At 49.3% G+C, this 24,652-nt stretch carries 24 protein-coding genes and 1 other RNA gene; 8 read left to right on the top strand and 17 right to left on the bottom strand.

The features are described from left to right. Window positions 1–67 precede the first annotated feature (67 nt). A complete protein-coding gene (locus ACX93W_RS00890; protein WP_459390440.1) occupies window positions 68–598 on the top strand; it encodes a thioredoxin family protein in 531 nt (176 codons plus the stop codon). Then, a complete protein-coding gene (locus tag ACX93W_RS00885; RefSeq protein WP_459390439.1) occupies window positions 595–1,164 on the top strand; it encodes a PCYCGC motif-containing (lipo)protein in 570 nt (189 codons plus the stop codon). The genes ACX93W_RS00890 and ACX93W_RS00885 overlap by 4 nt, the downstream gene beginning before the upstream one ends. Before the next feature lie 156 nt (window positions 1,165–1,320). On the opposite strand, the gene ACX93W_RS00880 is transcribed toward ACX93W_RS00885, so the two are convergent. From ACX93W_RS00880 to ACX93W_RS00860, 5 genes are all read right to left on the bottom strand, one after another. Next, window positions 1,321–2,127: a GTP pyrophosphokinase gene (locus ACX93W_RS00880; RefSeq protein ID WP_459390438.1), complete on the bottom strand. Its 807-nt coding sequence runs from the start codon at window positions 2,125–2,127 to the stop codon at window positions 1,321–1,323. Between the two features lie 17 nt (window positions 2,128–2,144). Beyond that, entirely contained in the window at window positions 2,145–3,242 is a 1,098-nt protein-coding gene (locus tag ACX93W_RS00875) for a quinone-dependent dihydroorotate dehydrogenase (protein WP_459390437.1), read from the bottom strand. A gap of 334 nt (window positions 3,243–3,576) precedes the next feature. Beyond that, window positions 3,577–4,974, bottom strand: a complete 1,398-nt coding sequence (locus ACX93W_RS00870) for a L,D-transpeptidase (protein ID WP_459390436.1) — start codon at window positions 4,972–4,974, stop codon at window positions 3,577–3,579. Between the two features lie 802 nt (window positions 4,975–5,776). Next, a complete protein-coding gene (locus ACX93W_RS00865; protein WP_459390435.1) occupies window positions 5,777–6,019 on the bottom strand; it encodes a ferredoxin in 243 nt (80 codons plus the stop codon). A 73-nt stretch (window positions 6,020–6,092) separates the two neighbouring features. Beyond that, window positions 6,093–7,379 carry a DNA polymerase IV gene (locus ACX93W_RS00860; RefSeq protein WP_459390434.1) on the bottom strand — a complete coding sequence of 429 codons (1,287 nt, stop codon included), beginning with the start codon at window positions 7,377–7,379 and terminating at the stop codon, window positions 6,093–6,095. A 299-nt stretch (window positions 7,380–7,678) separates the two neighbouring features. On the opposite strand from ACX93W_RS00860, the gene cimA reads away from it, so the two are divergent. Beyond that, the gene (cimA, locus tag ACX93W_RS00855) at window positions 7,679–9,292 is read left to right on the top strand and encodes a citramalate synthase (protein WP_459390433.1); all 1,614 of its coding nucleotides are present in this window, start codon (window positions 7,679–7,681) and stop codon (window positions 9,290–9,292) included. A gap of 122 nt (window positions 9,293–9,414) precedes the next feature. On the opposite strand, the gene ACX93W_RS00850 is transcribed toward cimA, so the two are convergent. The 3 genes from ACX93W_RS00850 to ACX93W_RS00840 form a co-directional block, all read right to left on the bottom strand. Continuing rightward, complete coding sequence (locus ACX93W_RS00850; RefSeq protein WP_459390432.1) at window positions 9,415–9,972, bottom strand: TlpA family protein disulfide reductase; 558 nt, start codon at window positions 9,970–9,972, stop codon at window positions 9,415–9,417. 82 nt (window positions 9,973–10,054) lie between these two features. Continuing rightward, window positions 10,055–11,743 (bottom strand): methyl-accepting chemotaxis protein, encoded by a 1,689-nt coding sequence (locus tag ACX93W_RS00845; RefSeq protein ID WP_459390431.1) that lies wholly within the window; start codon window positions 11,741–11,743, stop codon window positions 10,055–10,057. 99 nt (window positions 11,744–11,842) lie between these two features. Further along, entirely contained in the window at window positions 11,843–13,162 is a 1,320-nt protein-coding gene (locus ACX93W_RS00840) for an ABC transporter substrate-binding protein (RefSeq protein WP_459390430.1), read from the bottom strand. Between the two features lie 194 nt (window positions 13,163–13,356). On the opposite strand from ACX93W_RS00840, the gene ACX93W_RS00835 reads away from it, so the two are divergent. Further along, window positions 13,357–13,773: a M67 family metallopeptidase gene (locus ACX93W_RS00835; RefSeq protein ID WP_459390429.1), complete on the top strand. Its 417-nt coding sequence runs from the start codon at window positions 13,357–13,359 to the stop codon at window positions 13,771–13,773. On the opposite strand, the gene ACX93W_RS00830 is transcribed toward ACX93W_RS00835, so the two are convergent. Genes ACX93W_RS00830 through ACX93W_RS00820 form a run of 3 tightly spaced genes read right to left on the bottom strand, consistent with a single transcriptional unit; the run spans window position 13,759 to window position 16,985 of the window. Beyond that, on the bottom strand, window positions 13,759–14,493 hold the full coding sequence (locus ACX93W_RS00830) for an exonuclease domain-containing protein (RefSeq protein WP_459390428.1): 735 nt from the start codon (window positions 14,491–14,493) through the stop codon (window positions 13,759–13,761). The genes ACX93W_RS00835 and ACX93W_RS00830 overlap by 15 nt on opposite strands. A gap of 20 nt (window positions 14,494–14,513) precedes the next feature. Further along, the gene (locus ACX93W_RS00825) at window positions 14,514–15,581 is read right to left on the bottom strand and encodes a DUF294 nucleotidyltransferase-like domain-containing protein (protein WP_459390427.1); all 1,068 of its coding nucleotides are present in this window, start codon (window positions 15,579–15,581) and stop codon (window positions 14,514–14,516) included. Between the two features lie 39 nt (window positions 15,582–15,620). Next, window positions 15,621–16,985 (bottom strand): ammonium transporter, encoded by a 1,365-nt coding sequence (locus ACX93W_RS00820; protein WP_459390426.1) that lies wholly within the window; start codon window positions 16,983–16,985, stop codon window positions 15,621–15,623. 409 nt (window positions 16,986–17,394) lie between these two features. On the opposite strand from ACX93W_RS00820, the gene ACX93W_RS00815 reads away from it, so the two are divergent. Then, window positions 17,395–17,835, top strand: coding sequence for a MerR family transcriptional regulator (locus ACX93W_RS00815; RefSeq protein WP_459390425.1), 441 nt, complete (start codon window positions 17,395–17,397; stop codon window positions 17,833–17,835). A 36-nt stretch (window positions 17,836–17,871) separates the two neighbouring features. Continuing rightward, window positions 17,872–18,537: a zinc metallopeptidase gene (locus ACX93W_RS00810; protein ID WP_459390424.1), complete on the top strand. Its 666-nt coding sequence runs from the start codon at window positions 17,872–17,874 to the stop codon at window positions 18,535–18,537. A 63-nt stretch (window positions 18,538–18,600) separates the two neighbouring features. Here the strand turns inward: ACX93W_RS00810 and ACX93W_RS00805 are convergent, their stop codons facing one another. Continuing rightward, window positions 18,601–19,503, bottom strand: a complete 903-nt coding sequence (locus ACX93W_RS00805; RefSeq protein ID WP_459390423.1) for a LysR family transcriptional regulator — start codon at window positions 19,501–19,503, stop codon at window positions 18,601–18,603. 67 nt (window positions 19,504–19,570) lie between these two features. Continuing rightward, window positions 19,571–20,203, bottom strand: a complete 633-nt coding sequence (locus tag ACX93W_RS00800; protein WP_459390422.1) for a rhomboid family intramembrane serine protease — start codon at window positions 20,201–20,203, stop codon at window positions 19,571–19,573. 111 nt (window positions 20,204–20,314) lie between these two features. Here ACX93W_RS00800 and tpx point away from each other — a divergent pair, with 111 nt between their 5' ends. Further along, window positions 20,315–20,833 (top strand): thiol peroxidase, encoded by a 519-nt coding sequence (tpx, locus tag ACX93W_RS00795; RefSeq protein ID WP_459390421.1) that lies wholly within the window; start codon window positions 20,315–20,317, stop codon window positions 20,831–20,833. Window positions 20,834–20,921: 88 nt separating this feature from the next. On the opposite strand, the gene ACX93W_RS00790 is transcribed toward tpx, so the two are convergent. From ACX93W_RS00790 to ACX93W_RS00780, 3 genes are all read right to left on the bottom strand, one after another. Then, complete coding sequence (locus tag ACX93W_RS00790) at window positions 20,922–21,311, bottom strand: DUF1499 domain-containing protein (RefSeq protein WP_459390420.1); 390 nt, start codon at window positions 21,309–21,311, stop codon at window positions 20,922–20,924. Window positions 21,312–21,423: 112 nt separating this feature from the next. Then, window positions 21,424–21,606: non-coding RNA, 6S RNA (gene ssrS, locus ACX93W_RS00785), on the bottom strand. A 48-nt stretch (window positions 21,607–21,654) separates the two neighbouring features. Then, window positions 21,655–22,455: a YesL family protein gene (locus ACX93W_RS00780; protein WP_459390419.1), complete on the bottom strand. Its 801-nt coding sequence runs from the start codon at window positions 22,453–22,455 to the stop codon at window positions 21,655–21,657. Between the two features lie 181 nt (window positions 22,456–22,636). Between ACX93W_RS00780 and ACX93W_RS00775 the strand changes: the two genes are divergently transcribed. Beyond that, window positions 22,637–22,741, top strand: a complete 105-nt coding sequence (locus ACX93W_RS00775; RefSeq protein ID WP_459390418.1) for a sporulation protein YjcZ — start codon at window positions 22,637–22,639, stop codon at window positions 22,739–22,741. A gap of 126 nt (window positions 22,742–22,867) precedes the next feature. On the opposite strand, the gene ACX93W_RS00770 is transcribed toward ACX93W_RS00775, so the two are convergent. Further along, window positions 22,868–24,469 carry a DEAD/DEAH box helicase gene (locus ACX93W_RS00770; RefSeq protein WP_459390417.1) on the bottom strand — a complete coding sequence of 534 codons (1,602 nt, stop codon included), beginning with the start codon at window positions 24,467–24,469 and terminating at the stop codon, window positions 22,868–22,870. Window positions 24,470–24,652: the final 183 nt, after the last annotated feature.

Here is a 24,652-nt window from a genome sequence, read left to right as displayed (position 1 = left end):
TAAAAAGTAAGTGCAGTGTGCGATCTATCACGGCATTCATCCAAACTTTCCGGAGGTAAGCAAGCTAATGAAAAAAACAGTGAGCAAAAAGAAAAAATTTCCGATGATTTATGTGTACATCGCTATTGTCGTGGTTCTGTTCGGATCCATTTTTGCAATCAGCAACATGGGTCCCGTAAATGCGCTTTACGACAAAAAAGTAAATGATCTTAACCCTGCAACACGCGCCCAGCTCGATGATCCCAATTACCAGAATATCATATTGCCGGCGGAATTGGACAAGAAGATCGCGGACAAAGAGGATTTCTTCGTTTACATGTTCTCCGCTTCATGCAGCTATTGCAAATATACAACGCCGCTGCTGGTGCCGCTGGTCCAAGAGCTTGGCATCGACATGCCGAAGTTTAATTTGCTTGAATTCCCCGCATACAATAACAAGCTGAATATTAATTATACGCCTACTCTGCTTTACTTCAAAGACGGCGTTGAAGTAGACCGTATGGAAAGCGGGATAAGAGAAGAAGGCACGGATGTCGGTTACACGATCGATGACTTCCGAAGCTTCTTCACCAAATATTCGGGAGCTGAGGCTCAGTGAGTCAAAACAGCCATCAATCGGAAACTCCAGAGAACGGCAAAGGGCGTAAATCAACGCCGGGCGGCTCCGAGGGACAATTTCGATTCACGCCGCGCGGCATCATGTACGCCTTGGTGTTCGGCTTTGCGCTAATTACGCTGCTGACCGCCTGCGGTCTTGCCAAGGAGGAGGGCAGCCACGCCGAGCTGCACGGCTCCGAGCACTGGCAAACCACCGCATCGTCGGAAACGTTGCCAGGCTTTTTGGACGAGCATACAAAGCTGACAAAAGAGCTGTATGCCCAGGTTCACAACCACTCCGACATTATGAGCGGTTTGAATTGCTATTGCGGCTGCATGCAAGGAACTGAGACCGACGACCCCCATGATTCCTTGCTTCGCTGCTATTGGGCAGAGCATCCCGCCGATGAAGGAGCTGTAACCTGGACCGACCACAGCACGGGCTGCGGCATTTGCAAAAAGGAAATGGAAGAAGTGATAGCCCTTAAGAAGCAGGGCAAAAACCTCGATGAAATTCGCGAAGCCATTGATGCGAAGTTTAAACCCAAAACCTCCGGACAATCCTGAACCGTCCTGTCCCCCGCATCCCCAAGTCAGGCAAACAGCCTCCGCAGTCCCCCCGATCGGGAGGGCTGACGGAGGCTGTTTGGCTTATCACGGCTGATCTGGCAGCCCGATCTGATACACCGCTAATCTAGCGGTTGAATACTCTTTTCTGGGCCATCAATCATGGTTGGCGCTTTTTTTGGCCTTCCCGATGGATGATTGAATATCTGCGGACAACGCTTGAAGTCCAAAATAATCCTCTTGCTCGAACAACTCGTTAAATTTCATCTGAAAATGAGCTGCTTCCCGTACCCGGTGATAGAAGTATAAATTTTGGATGCCGCTCAGCACTTTTGTTACGATATTGGAATGCTCCTCAAACTCCGTCTGGGCATCCAATATTTCCATGCGGATGCTGGTCATTTCCGTATCCAGCAAAAATGCCGCTTCGGCGGCCTTTTTCAACCGGCTTTTGACGTCTTCGGGCAAACTTTCCTTAAACTTGTAATTAAGGGAATGCTCAATCGTTGCCCAGAAATTCATGGCGAGCGTTCTTATTTGAATTTCAGCCAGCACTTCCTTATAACCCAATGCCGTCTGAACGGGATATTTGACAATAATGTGATAGCTTCGATAACCGCTGTCCTTGTAGTTGGCGATATAATCCTTTTCGTATACCAGCTCCAAGTCCTTGCGATTGCGGATGAGCGCCGCCACCCGGTATATATCGTCCACAAATTGGCACATGATTCGAATACCCGCAATATCTTCAATTCCGGCGTCGAGCTGATCCGAGGGCACGTTCAGCCGTTTCGCCTTCTCCAAAATGCTGGATATTTTTTTGACCCGTCCCGTTACGAATTCAATCGGCGCATAAGCCTCTCTCAATTTGAGCTCCGTGCGCATGGTTTTGAATTTTACTTTTAATTCTTCAACTGCTTGTTCATAGGGCTGTAGAAATAGACTCCAGTCTCTACCGTCCATCCGGCCGCCTCCTGTTTCTAACGATGATCTGCCCCCACTGCTTCGGCAATGTTGCGGTAGCCATCCTTTTTCAAACATTCCGTAAGACCGCTTGTCAGCTCTCGCAGCACTCCCGGTCCCTTATAGATCAATGCGGTATAAATTTCCACGAGTGACGAACCCGCGCGAATTTTATCGTATGCGTCCTGTGCCGTAAAAATGCCGCCGGAACCGATTATGGGAATCGTCCCTTTACTCTGCCTGTAAATGGCGGCTATAACCTCCGTGGAACGGTCGCGCAGCGGCTTGCCGCTTAGACCTCCCGTCTCGGACGAGTTGGCGTGAGTCAGCCCGTCCCGAGACAAGGTCGTATTGGTTGCAATGATACCGGCAACCCCGCTTTCCTTTATCGTATGTACGGTATGCTCCAATTGGTCCTGAGACATGTCGGGCGCTATTTTGACCAAAACCGGTTTAGGCGCCGCGCCCCGCTTTTGGGCCTGGACGGTTATTTCGTCCTTAACCGCTTGCAGCAGCTCTCTCAGTTCGTTGCCATGCTGCAAATCGCGCAAGCCTTGGGTGTTAGGGGAACTGATATTAACGACAAAGAAATCGCCGCAGTCGTACAGAACGGAAATGCATGACCGATAGTCCTCTGCCGCCAGCTCGTTAGGCGTATCCTTGTTTTTACCGATATTCACTGCAATCGGCACGCGATGCACTTTGCGCTTGTCCAAACGTTCTTTCATCGCCGCCGCGCCGTAATTGTTAAAGCCCATGCGGTTAATAAGCGCTTCGTCGGGCGGAAGGCGGAATAAACGAGGCTGCGGATTGCCCGGCTGCCCCTTCGGAGTTACTGTCCCTACCTCCGCAAAACCAAAGCCGATGCTGGAGAAGCCGTCGCTAGCCGTACCGTTTTTGTCCAGCCCCGCCGCAAGTCCTACGGGATGCGGAAAAGTAATGCCAAAAAGCTCCGTTTGCAGTTCGGGCGAAGCCGGTACGCCATACATGGCATTCATGATGGAGGTGGCTCCCGGAATCGCGCTGGCCGCAGCCAGCCCGTCCACGACGAGATGATGGGCCTTCTCGGGATCCATTTTGAAAAAAAGCGGCTTAAGTATGGATGTATATAGCAAACCGGTCACTCCGTTCCGAAATTTATACTCTATCGAACAGTTTATCCCTTTTGGCACAAAAAGAAAAGAGCCGCAACGGAGTACAACCCGGTATTTGCCGGCCTGTCATATTGCGGCAGAAGTCGAAAACGATTACAATATATAATTATAGAAGGAAATTGAAATCCGAATCAGAAAGGTTGTATGTATGATGAGTGCTGCCAAAAGAAAACCCGCCACTATGAAGCAAAAACCAAAAGAAGAGGTCAATAAGAAAGCGCTGATCTGGATCGCTGCTTCAGTCGGTGTCGTCATCATCGCCGTCTCCGCGCTTCTTATTTTTACATCCTAATCATTATGTCAGCCATTTATACACTTTAGCGGGATTGCTTTCATTTTGCTGGGGCTGTAGCTTGAATCTTTTTTCAGGCGTCTCGGCCCGGGATGGAAGACTCCCGTTTTTAATTTTGACCGTTGTCCCAAGGGGCACCATGTCGAATAATTCCTCTACATCCTCGTTATACATCCGAATACAGCCCAATGATTCATCCTTGCCGATGCTGTCCGGCTTATTGGTGCCGTGAATGGCATACAGCGTATTGGACAACGTCATCCCTCTTGTTCCGAAGATGCCTTCGTCTTCGCTCTGCGGGTCCCTGACCTTCTCGCCGATATAAAAGGTTCCTTCCGGCGTTCTGTCGCCTCCCAGCCCTACTTTGTAGCTCCTGATGACCAGATCATTCTGAACGACCGCCAACGTGTGATTAGATGTGTCGATAATGATTTCCAGCGGTTTCGACCAATCTCCTTGGAAAAGCCCGTTTGAGCCGATAACCGATGATTTTCCGCTGCCGGAGCTATTGCTGTTGTCGTTGCCGGAACTGCTATCTCCGTCGCTTGTCCCCTGCTCCTGTTCCTTCAGCTTTGCCAATACCCGTGCAAAAACGGCTTCCATTTCCTTGGCATCGCCCGACAATACATTATTGGGATATGGCCGCACCAAATCGGACGAGCCGCCCGGCCATTTGCCGTAAATGCGCTTGTAGTGCTGAATACCGCTCATTACTGTCCAATGCAGCTCCTGGTCGGCTTGCCATGCGCCAAATTGCGACTTTAATTTCATACTGTCGCCTGGCTCGCATTGACAGGCGTCCCGATCCATCATCGCAACATCAAATTTACCCTGGCCTTCGCCTTTTGTAGCCGACAGCCAGAACTTGGCGTTGCCCAGCCAGCTGCGCCACCCCTCTTGCTCATCCAGCGTAATCGCAAAGGATTGGTCCGGAGCGGCATTTCCTGCCGCAATAATTCCGTTTAGCGCATAACCAACCGGCCTTATTTCTTTTTTAGGCACAAACAATACGCCAAGCTCAGGATCCGAAAGCGGCGCGACTGCAACGGCATCGTCTTCCTCCGGCGAGGATTTGTCGCCCAAATAATGCTGCGCAGGCGCAACAAGCGCAAGCAGCAGGAGCGGCAAAGCAAGCAACGCGACCCGCCAGGCCCGTCGTTTTTTCTTTTGTTTCTTCTCCCAATCCTTCAGGCTTGCGAGCTGCTGTTCCGCAAGCGCGATGGGATGCGTTTCTTCTTCAAACGCTTCATAGATATTGCCTGCTTGTATAAAGCAATAGTTGGCTTTGCCCTCCTTGCCAACCTCTCGGTAATGTTTGCCTAGCAGATACCAGCCCATCTGGTTGTTTGGATGCTGCTTCACGAACTGCTTCAAATAAAGTACGTCTTCCGGCTTATTCACGCGCATCCCTCCAGCCTGTTTCTTTATCTATTCTAAGAAGTATATCGGCACTTGCTAGATAAATATCCATATGGCTGAAGTCAGATATATAAATTAACAAAAAAATTTTGCGAACAGCAACGCCATGTGAAAAGTTCATCCGAGCGCAGTTGTTCCCAGATTTCCCTGAATGACAGGGGGTAGTGTTAAACACGGAAGACGATAGCTTTTTTTTCAAAATGGACTTCGACAGCTGCCTTTTGCCCGCCTAACGGTCACCGATGACCGCTAGAGCCCCAAATGGATGCATTGGCTTCAGCTAACGGTCACTCGTGTCCTTTAGACGCTCAAAAGCCGCGGTTTGGGGATGAGTGTAAGCTTTTACGGTCATGGATGACCTTTAAAAATGGATATTGCATCAATACAAGGCTTTAACGGTCATGGATGTCCATAACGTGCAGCTAACTTCCAGCCCTGCACCCCACAAAGATGCTGCGTAATGTTTACAAGTCGAATTCGGCAATCAGAAGCCACTTGTCCCTCAGCGTTTGTACTCTATCGAAGTCAAGCACTGATTTCTGTTTCGAGCCTTAACTATGGCCTCATTGCTTCCTTTGCTCATCCCAAAATCGTCTCCATTAATGATTAACAATCGATCAATTGCGGTATATCCTAATTTTGGGATCATAACTTTCCTCCTGCTATGAATCCATACTATAACAAATGGCCGCAAGCCATTGGCATAAAAAAAATGACACACAAAGCTGTTTCCAGCCTGTGTGTCATTCTGTATGCCATTTTTTAACTAAGCGAGCTCCCTCAATTAGCCTTCTGCGTTAAACGGCTCGTCGGCGATTTTGATGGAATCTGTCGGGCAGCCGTCGCATGCATCTTGCAGATCATCAAACATATCGTCAGGAATTGCCGTCACGCCGCGGTTTTTGTCGCCGTCGAAAATGACTTCTGCCAATCCCTCGTCATCGTAATCGTAAATGTCTGGAGCTGTTGCTCCGCAAGCGCCGCAAGCGATACAGGTATCTTTCTCTACCCATGTAAACTTGGCCATGTTGTTTCCCTCCTTATGAAATACGGAAAAATCCGTCTAGCACCTACCTTGGCGATGCCCCTGTCTGAAAGCTTCAATCATCAATATATAACAAACTATCATCCTTTTGCAAGGAGGTTCCGCGAATTCGCTTATTCCTGATTAAGGCAGAGGGATCATCGCCCAGCATACCCGCCGTCAAAACAGCGTCTTCTCCGTATTTGTCCCTCAGCTTATCCATCGCTTTTATGAGCGCGTCTTTCTTTGGCTGTTCTTCATAGGTAAATAGATCCAGTTGAAGCGCGGCGTCCTGGAGCGGCGACAAATTTTGCAAAGCAACGCCCAACAGCCTAATCGGCTCTCCCATGGTCCAATGCTTCATAAAAAGGCGGCGCGCCTCCGCATTGATTTCCTCGGAGGATTGCGTCGGGACAGGCAGCGTATGGGATCTTGTGATCGTTGTCATATCAGGTCGGCGAATCGTAATCTGAATCGTGGATGCCACCATTTTTTGCCGCCGCAATCTTCGCCCCGTCTGATCGCTCAAATTGAGCAGCACCCTGAATATATCTTCAGCTTCGGTAAAATCATAGGGAAGCGTCGTCGTATGGCCGATCGACTTATTGGGCTCGTGATTTCCATTAACAGGGGAATGATCGATGCCGTGCGCCGCCGATTTCATCCAGGCCCCCATTACGCCAAAATGTTTAATCAGCTTGGGTTCTTCCGCGGCCGCCAGCTCGCCTATAGTTGAAATGCCCAGCTTGGCCAGCTTTTCTGCCGTCTTGCCCCCGATGCCGTACATATCGCCGCATGGCTTGTGCCAAAGTAGCCCGGGCACATCCCGGATGCGAAGAATCGTCAAGCCGTTTGGCTTTTTCATGTCGGAGGCCATCTTGGCCAGTAGCTTGTTAGGCGCAAGGCCAATGGAACAAGGCAGCTGCCATTCCTTTTTGATTCTCAGTTGCAGCGCCTCCGCGATCTCCAGCGGCGTGCCGAACATTTTGGAACCGGTGATGTCGATATAGCATTCATCTATTGATATGGATTCAACCAGAGGCGAATATTGTCTGGCGATCGCCATAAATCCTCTGGAATATTTGCGGTAAAGCTCAAAATCCGGTTTGATCAGGATCAGCTCCGGGCAACGCTTCAATCCCTGCGCGACCGTCATGCCGGTTTTTACCCCTTTGGCGCGGGCCGCATAGGAGCAAGTGACAATGATGCCTTTGCGCTGTTCCACGCTGCCGGAGACGGCCGTTGGCTTATTAAGGTAGACTTCAGGTTCTTCCGCTTCGTGGACGGAGCAATAAAAGGCATTCATGTCCACATGAATGATAACCCTTCCTTTTGAAGGATAATACTCCTGTACATTTCCCATTTTCCCGCCGCACTCCCCGAACATTTGTTTCTAAACCTTATAAAATCAGCATAGCTATAAGCGTACTGTAAGTCAATGCTTCCACACCCCGACCCTAATTTTTACGTATCCGTTCAAAAAAATGACTTTACCTCTCTACTTTGACGCATTGGGATGGTATAATAATAAAATTATGAATACAGGCGCCGTTCGGTTCCACGCCGAAACCAGCCTGTCATTACCTTGCGGAATGCCGGTTTTGCGCTACTATTCATGCTGCAGGCGTTTGCGCTGATTTATTGAAGGGGGCCCCACAACTAATGAATGGAAACATTACGATTTTTGACACGACGCTTCGCGACGGGACGCAAGGCGAAGGCATCAGCCTGTCCGCCGACGACAAGCTCAAAATTGCCCAGAAGCTTGACGCTTTGGGCGTTCATTATATTGAAGGCGGCAATCCCGGAAGCAACAGCAAAGATATCGAGTTTTTTCAACGCGCAAAATCACTGGGGCTTACTTCCAAGTTAACCGCTTTCGGAAGCACCCGCCGCAAAAACAGCATCGCCGAGCAGGACGCCAGCCTGCTGCGGATCGTTGAATCCGGCGTTCCGGCAGCAACCCTCGTCGGCAAAGCATGGGATTTCCATGTGCATACCGCCCTGCAAACCTCGCTGGAGGAAAATCTGGCGATGATTTACGATTCCTTTGCGTTTCTGAAGCGCTCCGGCATGGAAGCGATGTACGATGCGGAGCATTTTTTTGACGGGTACAAAAATAACCCGGAATATGCGCTGGCCGCGCTGCGCAAAGCGCAGGACGGCGGAGCGGACTGGCTTGTCCTATGCGACACCAACGGCGGAACAATGCCTGGCGAAATACATGAAATCGTAAGCCGCGTAGCGCAAGAGCTCTCTGCGCCAATCGGTATTCACACGCATAATGACTGCGAATTGGCCGTCGCCAACTCGCTCGCTGCCATCGGGGCGGGGGCTCGCCAGGTTCAAGGCACGATCAACGGTTATGGCGAGCGCTGCGGCAATGCCAACCTGTGCTCCATTATTCCGAACCTGCAGCTGAAGCTGGGCTATAACTGTCTGCCGGAGGAGAAACTGCGTGCTTTGACCAGCACCGCGCGATACATCAGCGAAATCGCCAATGTGCATATGCCGGTTGGTCAAGCGTTTGTCGGAAATGCCGCGTTCGCTCACAAAGGCGGGATCCATGTTTCGGCTATTATGAAAGACTCCAAGACATATGAGCATATTCAACCGGAGCTTGTCGGAAACAAACAACGGATTCTCGTCTCGGAGCTGGCGGGACAAAGCAACATTATTTCCAAAGCGGTTGAAATGGGTCTGGATATCAACGCCAATAATGAAAAAACAAAAGAAATTATCGACCGGATCAAAGGGCTTGAGCATCAAGGGTATCAATTTGAAGGCGCCGACGCTTCGCTCGAGCTGCTGCTTCGGGACGCGTTTACGGAAACCGTCAGCATCTTTACGGTGGAATCATTCAAAATGCATGTGGAAAAAAGCAACGGCAATATGATTTCGGAAGCTATCGTCAAACTAAACGTTGGCGGCCAGCAGGTTTATACCGCCGCAGAAGGCAACGGCCCGGTCAACGCGCTGGATAATGCACTGAGGAAGGCGCTGGTGCAGTTTTATCCGCAAATTGAAGACATTCACTTGTCCGACTATAAAGTCCGCGTCATTAGCGAAAAGGATGCCACAGCTGCCAAGGTTCGCGTGTTGATCGAATCAACGGGATTGGATAACACGTGGAGCACGGTTGGCGTATCCAGCAACGTCATTGAAGCAAGCTGGGAAGCGCTGCTGGACAGCATTCGATATGCCTTGCTGCATATGGACCGGGTAGAAATCGGCAAACCGCCCGTGCCGGAACGGCTGGGATTGGTGAACCACTAAGCACATATGCAAAAGAGGGGCAGGATGAATTCCGATGCGGAATTTACCCTGCCCCTCCCTTATTGAATCATTGCTTTTTCACGCAGCGACATGTTGGAGCCGCCGCTTATTGTCCAACCCGGTTAACTATTTTCAGAACCTGTTTTAACCCACTTGTTGATTAGCCGTTCCCATTCACCATAAGTAATCACGCCGTTTATGCGCTCCCTGATCACGCCATCGGCATCAATCAGAAAGCTCGTTGGAAACGTATTGACCTTGTACAAGCCGGTAACCGTGCCTTCGCGGTCCATCAGAATCGGAAACGTAAAGCCATGGTCCTGAACAAATTTCCGCGCGTCCCGCTCCTTGTCGTAATTGGTGGAGTTGACGCCGTATAGCGTCATAACCTTGCCATAATTTTCATGCAGCTTTTGCAAATCGGGAGCTTCCAGCTCGCATGGGCCGCACCAGGAAGCCCAGAAATTGACCAAAGCCAACCCTCCGCCTTCGCCAACCGCAACCGTTTCATCCTCCAAATTCGGCAGTTTGAAGACAGCCGCCTGATACCCCGCCTTAGGCTTAAAATCAGCCGCTGCCTCCACTGCTTTTGGGGAAGAATCGTTATTACTCATATACTGGTAAATTGCCAAACCTGACAACAAAAACGCAATTGTAAATATCGCAATGACATTTTTCATAGTGACCCTTCCTTTTTCTTCTGATCTGCCCCTATAGTATCATGCCCCAAGGCAAAATCACAAGAAAAGGAAGGGGCTTCCGTTAAACCTTAAACGAACCAACCAGTTCCAGCAGCTCTTCCGACATTTTGGTCAAATTGCCGGAGGAAGACGCAATCTGCTCCATCGTTGCCAATTGCTCCTGCGTTGCCGCAGACACGCTGATCGTTCCCGATGAGGTTTCGTCTGCGATTTTTTGAATCGTATTGATGGCTTGAACCAGAATCTCTGTATTAGCCGACATATTTTGGGCCGCATCCGATACGGTCTGGATTTGCTCCGAAACGGATTGAACGGCATTTTGAATGCTGTCAAAGGAGGAGCCCGCAGCGGCAACGGCAGACTTCCCGCTTTCCACAACCGCAATGCCGTTTTGCACCGACGCAATCGTTTTGGCCGTATCCTGCTGGATACTTTGAACCAGTCCAACGATTTGCTTGCTGGACCCGGCGGATTGGTCCGCCAGCTTGCGGATTTCGGTAGCAACGACCGCAAAACCGCGGCCGGCTTCGCCTGCTCTTGCTGCCTCGATCGCTGCATTAAGGGCAAGCAGATTGGTTTGAGAGGAAATATCGGAAATGACCGCCACGATTTCTCCAATTTCCTTGGAGCGTTCGCCAAGCCGCGAAACTTCGCCCGCGATATCCTCAACGGTATGCTGAATTTGGTTCATTTGCTCAATGACGGTGGCGACGGCGTTGTTGCCTTCTCTTGAAACATCCGCCGCATATTGGGATTGCTGCGATACGCTTAACGATTTTTCGGCGATTTGTCCAGCCTCGATTGTAAGCCCGCCCACAAAGCCCATGCTTTCATTTATTTTCTCCATTTGCTCCTGTGAACCCGCCGAAACTTGCTCGGTAATGCCCACTACCTGCTCTGTCGCTTTGGTCGTATGCTCCGCTCCAGCCGTTAGTTCCTGAGAAGAAGCCGCTACATGCTGGGCGCTATCCGTTAATTTGGTAATTAAATTACGCAAGTTGGCGGTCATATTATTAAACGCCGTGGACAATACCGCAATTTCGTCTTTTGTGGTAATTGCAATATTTTCGCCCGTTAAATCGCCGGACGCGATTTTTTCGGAAGCTCTGGATAATATTTTGACGGGTTTCGTTATATTGCTTGCGATCCAATACGCAATGCCTGCGCCAATCAGCAAGGAGATAACAGATAACAAAATAATCGCCAATTGGGTGCCGTGCACCTGCTGTTCGACACTTGCCGTCTTTTCATCCAATTCCTGAGCTTGCAGCTCTACAAAACGTCCAGCCGTTTCCCTGAATTTCTGAATGATCGGTTCGTTTGTTGCAAGCAGCGACAAATAAGTCTCTTCGCGGCCTTGCAGCTTGTATTCGATCATGTTTTCGATATTGCTGGTATACTGCTGCTGCAGCAGGTCAAGTCCTTGAAGGATTTGCCATTTATCCCTGTCTTCAATAAGACTTTGAAGCAAAGCGCTGACACGATTGTAATTCTTGACAGCCAGGCGGTATTGTTCGATATGGGCAATGTCGCCACTGGCAATAAAGGAGTTGATACTTAGCTCCTCATCCTTAACCGCAAGGCTTAAATCTTTAACGTAGCTGACGGATGCAGCTTCATTACTTAACAAATCCTGATAGGTTCTCTCGACAGACAACATCTGGAATCCGTTAGTTACCGAGCTGATTGCCAACAGCAGCAAAATGGCGGAGAAGCCCAGGTACAGCTTTTTGCTGATGGTCATTTTCATGGGTGTCGCACGTTCCTTCCGTTCATTATAATGTTAAACCAAGCTGTATAGGAGCTGGCAGATGCCGCGTTAAACGCTTTCGCCCGTATTGGGCTAAGGCTAATTGGCGAATATTTCGGCCGTTTCCTCCCGGAACACCGCTGCCGCTTCGCTCGCCGTTATTTCGCCTTTTTTGAATCGGGCTTCAATTTTGCTGAACACCGTTCCCACCCTGCCGGATACAAGAGGAGCCGGAGGATCGATTGGGCTTGATTGCTGCTCAACCTTCTCCATATAAAGATATTGCTCTCTTTCTTCTTCCTTCAAAATGGACATCAGATGCTCCCGCACGCCGGCCACGGCCGGTACACCCCTTTCGCCGCGCAAGTCTTCGTTGGCGCTTGTGTCGTTCAGGAAAAAATCAATAAACAAAGCCGCATTTTCGCTTTGCTTCGTATAGGAAGAGATGGAGAAAAACATCGACGGTTTTACATAATTTCCTTCCTGGCCGCCCTCATAAGACGGAAGCGGCATCAGCTTGAACGGTTTCCCTGCGGCGTTGGTATAACCGATAACATTGTTGCTCGTTATGGAATGAAACGCTGCAAGCTCCCTAGAAATGAGCTGCTCCTTTTCGCCCTTGAAGCTGCTCGTCAGCCAATCCGGCGCCATCAGTTCTTCTTGAATGAACTGATTTTGCATAGTCAGAAAATCTGTCAGCAGCTGGTCGTCGCTGTACCCGAGACCGGTTCCCTCAGCGTTATACATCGAGGCGCCGCGCTGGCGCAAATAATAGCTGAAATCAAAAGATGTGGAGCCGATGGGATAAAATCCGGGATCGCCAACCGCTTCCTTCAGCTTGCGGCTGATGGAGAGCAGATCCTCGTAGGTGTAGCCATCGCCCGGCGGTTCGATATTGTATTTGGCGAGCAGCGCCGGATCATATAGATAGCTTTGCGCATTAACACCGGTAACGATGCCGTACAGTCCTCCGTCCACCGTACCCGACTCTACGGATGAAACATCCATATCATCTATTTTGATTTTGTCCTGTTGAATCAAATCATCCAGCGGCAGCAGCAGCTTCCTTTTAACAAATTCATCAATATATTTGTAATCCATTTGAATAACGTCAGCCATATTCTGATCTGCCGTTTTCATTGCGATATTGATCCAATAGGTGGAATTCGGCGCATCCTCCCACTCTACTTTAATGTGGGGATATTTTTCCTCGAATTTCGCAATTGCTTTTAACGTTCGTTCCTGCCTTCCCTCATTCCCCCACCAATCTACTTTTAATACTTCTTGTCCTTCTTCTGTTTTTTCTGTTTCCTCTGATTTTTGATTGCTTTCGCTGTTTTTGCTGCATGCTGCGGCCAACATCATAACCAGCATCAATACAGCAAGCACCCCCAAAACCTGTTTCGGCTTAATCTTCATCCCTGTCACCCCATGCTGTTTTTAGTCTGAATTTCCTGTATTTTTCAGTACATATACTCTATCGGGAGAAAGACGCAAAATAATGATATGCATTTGGGCTATTGTATGGATTTTGTTAAGGGGAAGGGTTAAAATACGATGGAGAAGCTAATGGCGCAACCATCTAGCTGAATCCGTAAGGAGGTACAACCGCAATGACGGAGAGTATAATAGATGTATCCGCTTACAAAAAACTGATGAAACTTTGTGCCGACGCAAACCCGTTAGAGGCTTGCGGAATATTGGTGTCTGCCGAAGGATCGCCGATAATCGACTCGGTAATTCCAATCGCCAACGCTTCCCCCGAGCCGGAGGATTCGTTTTATTTTGATCCGGGGGAATGGACGGCGGCTTTTTTTAACATGCAAAAGAACCGGCAAAGGATTGCCGGCTTGTTTCATTCACATCCTAGTACGGACGACACGCCTTCCTACCGCGACCGCAACGGGTTCCTGCCGACGCAGCAGCTCTCCTACTGGATTATATCCTGCGACGGCGAAGGAAAACCCCATGCGCAGCCTTATCAGTTTATCGACGGCCGTTTTGAACCGTTGAAGCTAGTGCTTGCTTAAATAGGCGTACAAATCGCCTAAAGTTACAATGTTTTTCTCCACGATGACCTGCAGGTAGTGACACCAAAGCTTGGCCGTCATAACGGAGTCTTCCAGCGCGTGATGCCTGAGGCCAATGGGGATGCAGCATCGCTCAAGAACATCGTCAAGACCATACCCCTCGCGGCCCGGGTCCAGCCATTTGGCGATCATCATCGTATCCAAAACGCGATGATTCAGGTTAACTTTGGACGTCCGCCATAATGCGGCATTCAGAAACTGCTTGTCATGTCCCGACGCATGCGCGATCAGCAGCCTCCTGCCTACAAAAGCCATAAAGTCATGAAGCACCGACATCAAGTCCGGCGCATCGTTTACCATATCATTGGTAATGCCTGTAAGGTCGATAATCGCTTTGGGAACCGGCCGTTTGGGGTTAACCAGACTATAGAAGCTTTCCTCCGGCACCGGCACGCCGCCTCTTACAACGATAGCGCCAAAGGATATGATTTCGTCGCCGTTGTTGGGATTAAAGCCGGTCGTTTCCAAATCAAACACGACACACTCCAATTCCTTTAGCGGCGTGTCCATGACGGATTGCTTACGCTGCTCCCGGTTGGCATTGCGAATAAAAGCCATCTGCTGGGCATTTTGCGATCCCAGCATAGAAGCGATAGCGGGCGTTACCCCTCCCATCTTATACAGGCTCCACATACGACCTACGCCTTTTTGCTCCTTCAAACTGTCCCACCGCCTTACTGCTACATAAGCCTGCCCATCGTTTGTTTATAGACGGCCTTTTGCAGTCTTTTTCCCTGCTTCAGGCTTTTTTTAAGCTCGTCTGTCATCTCTTTGGTCAGCTTGCTGCTATGAAGCTTGCCATTGTTGGCATACAAACTATCATCACTATGTTCTGTCGTCAGCAATCTTAGTCGCAGGATACAAATAAATGCCCGTTCATATGCATTTCCATCTTCCTGTGAAAGCTTTCCTAACTCTACCAGCATTTTTATGCGTTCCAAAGTAGAGGTAGATGCAATATTGGACTGGATCGCAAGCATTCGAATAGAATTGACCATCGGAATGTAAGCTCCGTATTTGATGTCCAGGCTGCCGGCGTCTTCGCCATATCTTTCTTTCAGCAGCTGGCCAAAAACGTTGACCAATACTTTATGCCGCATCGTGTTTTCTATCATTCTTTTTAAGATGACGGGATGATTCAACGTATCGGAAAAAAACATGCCCTTTAAGCCGTCGGCCAGTCGCTTATCCCCGTACACGCAGCGTCCGTCTGCGATAATGAGCAAATATCTGACCGCTTCCCATTCCGGCTCCCGGAACCATCTCCCCAGCCGCTCTCTCCACTCCTGAAGAGACTGGCACCATTCCGGGTTTTCGCTCAGCACGTTTCCTTCACACGGCGGATAGCCGGTCAACACGAGATTACCGACAATCCGTTTGCTCAACTCCATAAAATAAGTCTTTGTTTCTTCCTCATGCCCCGGCCTATCCTCATAAATCAAGCCGCTATCCTGATCGCTGGACAACGTCTGCTCTCTCCGACCGCCGCTGCCGAACAATAAATAGGCATATGGCACGGGGGGAGACCCTTTCCCCATCCGTGCCATTTCCTCTTCGGCGATCATGATGGCCCTGATGATCAGGGCATCATGAGTTTCATTCAATTGTTCGTTAAATTGTTCGACAGGCCGTGTCGGGAGAAGAGCATACATCTCTTCGTGAAGCTGATCACGCAACCACCGCAGCCGTTCTACGTTGTCAGCAGAGCTGATATCTTCGAAGCGGTGCGGCGTCATCGGATCAATCATGCGCCGCTCTCTCCCCTCGGTCAGCACTTACTCGCTGGATTAGCCTTGTACGTTTTGACCCGGTTTTTTCAATTGCTCAGGATAACCATATACCCCGTGCTCGCTGAGGTCAAGACCAACAATTTCTTGCTCTTCCGTAACGCGGAAGCCCATGATTTTTTTCATAGCGCCAAGTACGATGAAGGAAGCTACCAGCACGAATGCGCCAGCCACAACTACCGATTGAATTTGAACCCACAGCTGTGCGAAGCTGCCTGTATCGATCAAGCCGCCTTGACCTACGCCAACCTTCTCGGCAAGCTCTTGTGTTGCAAAGATACCGTTGGCAAGCGTACCCCAGATACCTGCCATACCGTGAACGGAAAGGGCATAGATCGGATCGTCGACTTTCAGTTTTTCGAACATTTTTACGCTGTAGAATACCAGAACGCCAGCAATCAAACCGATAACAACAGCAGCCCATGGCTCAACGAATGCGCAAGATGCTGTAATGGCAACCAGACCGGCAAGCGTTCCGTTCAGCATATGCGTAATGTCGGACTTGCCTGTTACCGCCCATGAGATCAGAAGCGCAGCCACGCCGCCAGCACCGGCAGCCAGCATGGTTGTGAAGGCTACATAAGTGAAGAAACCGTCGCCGATTGCAACCGTGGAGCCTGCGTTAAAGCCGAACCAGCCTACCCACAGAATCAATACGGACAATGCCGTAAAGACTTGGTTGTGGCCCAAAATTTCGTTCGCGGAACCGTCTTTGTTGAATTTGCCGATACGTGGTTTCAGAAGCACCGTGGCTACAAATGCCGCAACCGCGCCAGACAAGTGAACAACCGTTGATCCGGCAAAGTCTTGCGCGCCATGATCAGCCAACCAGCCGCCGCCCCAGATCCAGTGAGCAACGATAGGGTAAATCAAGCCTACATAGAACAAAGTGAATACGACATACGATGCGAGCTTGGCCCGTTCTGCGAAACCGCCCCAAGCGATTGTCAGGGAGATGGCCGCAAATGCCAGCTGGAACAGGAAGAATACGCCGCTAGGGAAAGAGTCGCCTTCAGCAGCAGCTGTAGGAGCGCTGTAGAAGAAATCTCCCCAGCCGATAAACTTGCTTAAGCTGCTCGCTTCGCCAAAAGCGATGCCGTAACCGAAAGCCCAATAAATCAATGCCGCGAGACCGACTGTAAAGATTGTTTTGCCGGCTACGTGGCCTGCGTTTTTCATTCGAGTGGAGCCTGCTTCAAGAAGAATAAATCCGCCCTGCATCAAAAGTACCAGAATAAATGCCAGCATAACCCATAGTGAGTTGAGTCCCATGTCCAATGTAGCTCCGGATGGATCAGCCGCGAACGCGACCACCGGGAACAGGATTGTCATCAATCCCAGTGCGAGAAAAGTCTTCTTAACCAATACGACCACTCCTTTAATGTTATGTTTATTAACACATGACGAAAGACTTAATGTCATTATAGTCAGTGTAGACCAATTTGACAATACGTTTTTTAGCTTTTTGCGAAAAAAATCTAACGTTCGGCATTGAATCTAACACGAACGTTAGGATTTCACTCTCTTTTGATTAATTATTGCATCCGAAATGATTGCTTCTTTCGCATTTCCATCACTTTTCGCAGTCCTATATTATAGAAGCGCTATCAATAGCCCTTTAGTCTTCCCTTTCATGGCAGCTCATGTAATACGTTTGACTGTATGGTTGCTTCCTATTATCATTAATAGTAGACAGAACAATAAAGCGCGTGTTTAAAAAGTCCCGATTTCAATACCGCGAACTTTTAAACAAGCTCTAAAAGGTGGTGAGGGGATGGAGGAAGAGAAACTATACAGAATAGGAGAGTTGTCCAAGCTCGCGCAGATCAGTCCGCGAACGATCGACTACTATACATCATTAGGCCTCATTGAACCGGCCAAGCGATCGCTCAAAAACTACAGGCTGTACCACTTTGAAACTTTGCAGCGCCTGGAACGTATTGAGGACTTGAAAAAAGATAAATATACGTTGGATGAGATTAAAGAAAAGCTGGACACCTGGAGGAAGGTTACGCCCGAAGCGCAGATTTCGCTGAAGCTGACCGAAATTCAGCAGCATCTCTCCCAGCTGGAGCGGGAAGTCAAAGAGCTGGAGCCGGTAATCAAACAGCTTAAGCCCAAACAAGCAAGCCGGTTGTATACCCGGCTTATGCCGCAGACAGCAGCGTGTATTGAAGCGCTGATGCTTCTAATGAACAAAAGCTCGCTGATGTAGCCATTAGCGAAATTACATTGCAGGAGGAATGTCACTATGTATATCCTGATTATTGCCGCTTTCGCCCTGACCATATGGGCACAGTTCCGGGTAAAGGGCACGTTCAACAAATGGACGAAGGTGCAAGTCAGCAGCGGCCTTACCGGCTACCAGGCGGCAAGGCGGATGCTGGACAACAACGGCCTGCACGATGTGCCAATCGAGCCTGTACAGGGCTCGCTGACGGATCATTACGACCCTATCAACCGCGTTGTCCGCTTGTCCGAACCCGTTTATTATGAAAACTCGATTTCCGCCATATCGGTAGCCTGCCATGAGGTCGGCCACGCCATTCAGCATTCTGTAAGCTATCCGTTTCTGGTGGCGCGCCATCGCATCTTCCCTATCGTTAACTTCGCTTCCGGAATTGCGCCTTTCCTGTTGATCGGCGGTATTTTGTTCCAAGCCTTTGGATTAATTGGCCTTGGCATTATCTTTTTCTCCATCGCGGTTGCGTTCCAGCTTATAACGCTGCCGGTTGAATTTAATGCCAGCAATCGCGCACGCGAGCTGATGGTTTCAGAAGGCTTCATTTCCAATAACGAGGAACATGGCGTCGCCAAGGTGCTTAACGCAGCAGCCTTGACATACGTAGCAGCGGCTCTCCTTTCCTTGCTTGAGCTGATTCGTTACATTATGATTTTCACTCAAAACAGAGACTAAACCAAACAAAAATAAGCGGCGCAGGAGATTATCTCCTCGCCGCTTATTTTGTTCACATCCGCATTATTCATTTTTTTCCCTTGAATGAAAATATCGCAACAAAAAGCTGTAGAATACTTTGGCCACCAGCGGCAAACGTTCGTTGCTTCTGCGGATGATGCCGATCGTACGGGTAACCGGCGGATCGGTGATTCTAACCTTGGCCGGCTGCAGCGGACCCGTATGATGGAGCGCAAGTTCCGGAAGCAAACTTACCCCCATCCCAGCCGCTACCAATCCTCGAATCGTATCGGTCTCTTCGCCTTCAAAACCGATATTTGGCGAAAAGCCCGCTTGCTCGCATGCATCCCATACGATGGGGCGCAGAGAGTATCCTTCGCTGAACAATACAAACGCTTCGTCAGCCAATTGACTCAAAGAGATATGTTCAGCCTCCGACAGATGATGTCCGGGGGGCAATATGGCATACAGTTCCTCCGTAAGCAGCACTTCGCCGCATACCTGATCATGCTCGCTCGGCATTGGCGAAATAAACGCCAGATCAATATCCCCCTTCACCAGATCGCGAATGAGGGAATTGTACATGCCTTGCTTAAACCGAAACTTGACGTTGGGATGCTGCTTGCGGAAAGCCGCGACAACCTGAGGAATAAGCGAGATGCCCAAGCTATGGGGAAAGCCAAGGCGAATTTCCCCTTTTTCCGGGTCCAGAAATTCATGAATTTCGGTAACCGCCTTCTCCAGGTCCTGCAAAATCGCTTCTGCCCGTTTAAGAAAAAGTCCCCCTACAGGAGTAAGCTGAAGGTTGCGGCCTTTCTGGACAAACAGCTTGACGCCCAGTTCTTCCTCCAATTGATGAATCTGGCGGCTAACCGCCGATTGGGCCACATGCAGCTCCTCGGCCGCCTGCGTCACATGTTCCTTTCTTGCCACCCTAACAAAATAATAAAGCTGTCGAAGTTCCATACTGCCCAATCTCTCTCCCGTTTTATTGCCGTATTTGTGTTACACGCATCCTTCTAATGGAGACGGTTTATCCGTTGCTTGCGCCTCTGCGTCGGTTTTTGATGGTATCCATTGCGGAGTAAAGCAGATAACCGCTGATTGCTCCGCCAATATGGCCCCATAAATCAATTCCGCTGACCAGCAGTGAATGGATTACGCCAAAGCCCAATATCAGAAAAACCGTATTACGCGAAGCCGCGTCCAGCATATGCCTGCGATGCAGCGCGATAAACAGAAAGGCCCCGTAAACGCCGTAGATTGCTCCTGACGCTCCGAGAGCAAGATGATAGCCGCTATCCCCCGCCAAATGCATCAATGCCGATATAAGGTTGCCTCCGATGCCGCAGAGAAGATAAAACGGAACATACCGTTTCCACTTTAGCAAATACTCCAGCGGCGGCGCAAAGATGATCAACCCGAACATATTAAAAAACAGATGACCAAAATCGGCATGCATAAATACTGAAGTCAAATATCTCCACGGTTCTCTCAATCCGAATGGATCAAGCACGGTGTCCGTAAAAAAGACCCCGTAGCCGTAAGCGCGATCGCCGTACGCCAGAGTGATCAAAAACACAATTAAATTAACTAAAACAATAGCTGCCGTCGCGGGATAGTTCTTCAAATAACCGCGAAAGCTTTCATACCTGAGAAAAATCATGCCCGAGCTGCCTCCCTCTCCACACTGCCAATCATTGGACAACGATGTTTCAATATGATTATAATGAATAGCGTAACCAATAAACAACTTTTCCAAGGAGGAATAATAATTATGGCACAAGAACGTACAGGCGTTGCCACGCTTAAAGGCAATCCCATTACTTTGATTGGACCGGAGCTTAAGGTCGGTGACAAAGCTCCCGCTTTTTCATTGAACAAATCATTGACGGAAGCTTCCGCTTTGTCCGATTATGCCGGCAAAGTAAAGCTGATCAGTGTTGTGCCTTCCATCGATACCGGCGTTTGTGATGCGCAAACCCGCAAATTTAACGAAGCTGCCGCAGCACTTGGCGATAATGTTGTAGTATTAACTGTCAGCGTTGACACGCCATTTGCACAAGCCCGCTGGTGCGCCGCGGCGGATATCGATCGTGTCGTTATGCTGTCCGATTACAAGGACAACAGCTTTGGACAAGCTTACGGCGTATTGATCAAAGAATTTGCTCTGGATATGCGCGCCATCTTTGTAGTGGACGCCAATGATACCATTCAATACGTGGAATATCTGTCCGAAATGGCTGAACATCCCAACTATGAAAACGCAATTCAAGCCGCGAAAGCGCTGGTATAATAATACGGACGGAAAGACTGTGCGTTTCAAAACCCCATATACTGCAAACAAAGCGAGAGAAGGATCCCCTTCCTCGCTTTGTTATGTATTAGCTATTTACTTTAAACGCCCCAAGCTTCTTGTCCAACACCCGGTAGATATCTAGAATAGCCCGGTAATTGGAGCCCAGATCACCCATCGATCCACGCGAGGCCGAATAAATGTCGACTGCCGATGTTAGAGGATTAACACTGATGACCGAAACCGTAATATCCATCGTTCTGCCCAGCGCCGTACGTTTCTCCAACACAATTTCGCCAACGGATTGTACTTCATGCAGCACCTTATAGCCCTGCATCTTTTTTAGAGTGGATATCACTTCTTCCCAGGCTTTCTCCTTGGAAAGCTTGTAGAAGTGCGATTTCAGCAATGGATCCTTAGCTCTGTCACCTGTCAGTTCATGACTGCGCAGCAGCCCGATTAAGGTCCGCTTCAACAACAAAAATCTCCCCCTCTGGCATCTATCTACATTATCTAATGATAACATGATTTCACATATGAAAAAAGAGCTTTTGTCCGAATTCACGGAACAATCGCTCTTTCGCAACATTTAGGAACCCGCCTATGCCGTCCGACCCGCATGTTTCTGAACCCGCTCTCGCAGGTGGGTGTCCGCAACCACGCTTTTGAGATCCCTTTTAGAGGGCATGTCAGCCGCTTGGCGATGTAGGTCTCCCGTGAAACAGCCATTGGTTCAAAACAACGAAGGACCGAAACGAACATCGCAGGATGTATAGCTATTATAGACTGAATGCCGGCAAAAGTAAACGTCAACCGAGATGTTATTTATTGGATTCTTTGAAGTCGTCCTTGACCAAATCTTCACGGTCCATCTCAGCCGCTTCTTCAGCTTCCTCTTCCTCGGATTTGCGCTGTTTTTCCACTTGTTCCTGCAGCTTAACATAAATAATGTTAAAGTTCCAGTATGCAAGGAATGCAATGATGCTGCCCATAAAAAACGGAATCAGGAAAGTAAAGTGGAACAAGCTGATGTACACAACCAATCCGCACATGACCGCTGTGGACAATGAACGAAACGGCTTGCCGATTGTGATCAACACCGCGTTTTTAAGTAATTGAAACGTTTTCATATGATAGTGGACAAGCATGGAGAAAAAGTTGAACAAGGAAACGCCTAACAACGCCAAAAAGGCAATAAAGATGTAGGATAAAATATTGAGCTGTTCCCTGTATACGATAAAATCAACAATCATGACTGCAAACAGAACCGTATAAATGATTCCGCCGATCATGCTTTGTTTATAGTTCTCCTTATAACCGCGGAAAAACGTTTTAAACAATGGCACATCAACCTCGCCCGTTACCCACTTTCTAGCAACGGCAAACATGGCCGATGTCGCCGGAAAAATGGTAAATGGCGCAAGCACGGCCATCAACACAAGCGAAGTATATACGGCGCTAAGCATTTCCTCTTCCGAAACCGTTCCGCTTGCCACAAACAGGGTTGCCCCCACAAAAATAAATGGAATGGAGCATGCAATCCAAAGCAGATTAATGACCGAAAATCTCATAATCCACTCCGAAATACGGTAAAAGCCTCCCATTAGCCCTCTTGGTTCCATCTGTTTCCCTCCAACTTAGTTTGACTATACGGACATCAACACGCACGTAAAGGGCGTATGGCCGGAGTACAAACGTCCGCCCATTTTTTCCACCTTAGGCCATTGTCTAAGCCAGAGCGGCTTTCTTGCATAGGATGTATTGTGTTCACCCACTACGATGATTAAAAGGAGGTTGCTGCTAATGAGCAACGTAGGTCCCGGCTACGGTTACGGCCATAACTCTGTAGGTGCCATTCTCGTATTGTTTATCCTTCTGGTCATCATCACAAAGACCATCCTGTACTAATAAACCGACTAATAGATGTCGCCCGGTATGACATGATCGCCTAGCCGTCGTCGGCGTGGCGTACGCAAAAAAACCGGGGGAGTCCGGATGCCCGCAAGGCAAACGGACGTCCCCGGTTTTTTTTGCTTAGCTATTGGTGAAATCGTCCGAAGGTTTAGGTCTGCGGTTTTCACTGCTGCGGCCTTCGCCGCTGCTGCGTTTGCCATAACCGCCGCTGCCACGATTTTCGTAGCTGCCGCCGCTATTGTTTCCGCGGTAGCCGCCTCCACCACTGCTCCGACGATCATCGCGTCCGCGATAGCCGCCTCCGCCGCCGCTTCCGCCGGTACGGTTGCCGCCATACGACGAACCACCGCTGCGGTTGAACGGACGGCCATTGGAGCGAATGTCCGGTCTGCGCTTTTTGGCGCGCAACGGCTCTTCAGGCGTAAGCTCGATGTCCACGTCTTTTTTCTCGCCGGTCAACAATTTGATTGTCGCAGCAAGCAGATGCACGGAATCGTATTGCTCAAGCAATTGAATGGCAATTGCCTTGTACTCGGAAAACTCCTCGTTTTGAACAACTTCAAGCACTCGTTCCGCTGTAACGCGTTGCTTGCCTTCGATAGCCTCAGCCAAGCTTGGCAGCGGCTTGCGGTTCATGCGTTGGCGCGTAATGCGCTCGATGAAGTGAAGGTGATCAATCTCACGCGGCGTAACAAAGCTCCATGCTGTTCCTTCTTTGCCCGCACGACCGGTACGGCCGATCCGGTGCACATAGCTTTCCGGATCTTGCGGCAAATCAAAGTTTATGACATGCGTCACACCCGAAACATCCAAGCCGCGAGCCGCAACGTCCGTAGCAACCAGAACGTCAATGCTTCCATCGCGGAATTTTCGCATCACGTTGTCACGCTGGTTCTGCGAAAGGTCGCCATGCAATCCGTCAGCGGAGTAGCCGCGTTTTTGCAGCGCTTCGCTGAGTTCATCAACCCGGCGTTTTGTACGACCAAAAATGATCGCCAGCTCCGGGGATTCCATATCCAGCAAACGGCTAAGCGCTTCGAACTTTTGACGCTCGTGTACTTCGATATACGCTTGTTCAATGGATGGTGCGGTAACTTGCTTAGGAATAACAGACACATGCTCAGGGTCTTTCAAGAACTGCTGGGCAAGCTTCTGGATATTAAGCGGCATTGTTGCGGAGAACAGCATAGTTTGGCGCTCTTCCGGCACCAATTTGAGAATGGACTGAATGTCGTCCATAAAGCCCATATCCAACATTTCGTCTGCTTCATCCAGAACGACGGTTTGCACATCGTCCAAACGGATGGTTTTCCGGTTAATGTGATCCAGCAGTCGGCCAGGTGTTCCGATGATGATTTGCGGACGTTTCTTCAGCGCGCGAATTTGACGTCCGATTTCTTGTCCGCCATATATAGGAAGCGAACGAAGTCCTTTATAACGAGTCAGCTTGCCGATTTCTTCGGCAACCTGAATAGCAAGCTCGCGGGTTGGCGTCATGATCAGTGCAACAATGCGATCCTCGCTAGTCGGAATTTTGTTAATGAGCGGAATTCCGAATGCCGCTGTCTTGCCAGTACCAGTTTGTGCTTGTCCAATCAGATCGCGTCCTGTCATTGCAACAGGGATGGATTTGTCCTGAATGGGGGTCGATTCCTCAAAACCCAACTCCGTAATTGCCTGCAACACTTTTGGTTCCAGGCCAAATTCAGCAAATGTTTTCAAACGATTCTCAAACTCCTTCTATCTGCAGCCTTCTTTGAAATATTCAAATCATTATAGCACAGTTCTCATTATGAATACCAGCTTACATAAAAAGTCCATACTAAAACAAATTTAAACCCAGATTTAAGCGGATTTTCAGTACCAGGAAGATGGGGTGATACGTTGAAGGCAAGGCTTGCCCGG

The organism is Paenibacillus sp. CAU 1782 (assembly GCF_054551715.1).
The sequence above is the reverse complement of the archived record's forward strand: the minus strand, read 5'-3'. Positions and strand labels throughout refer to the sequence as shown.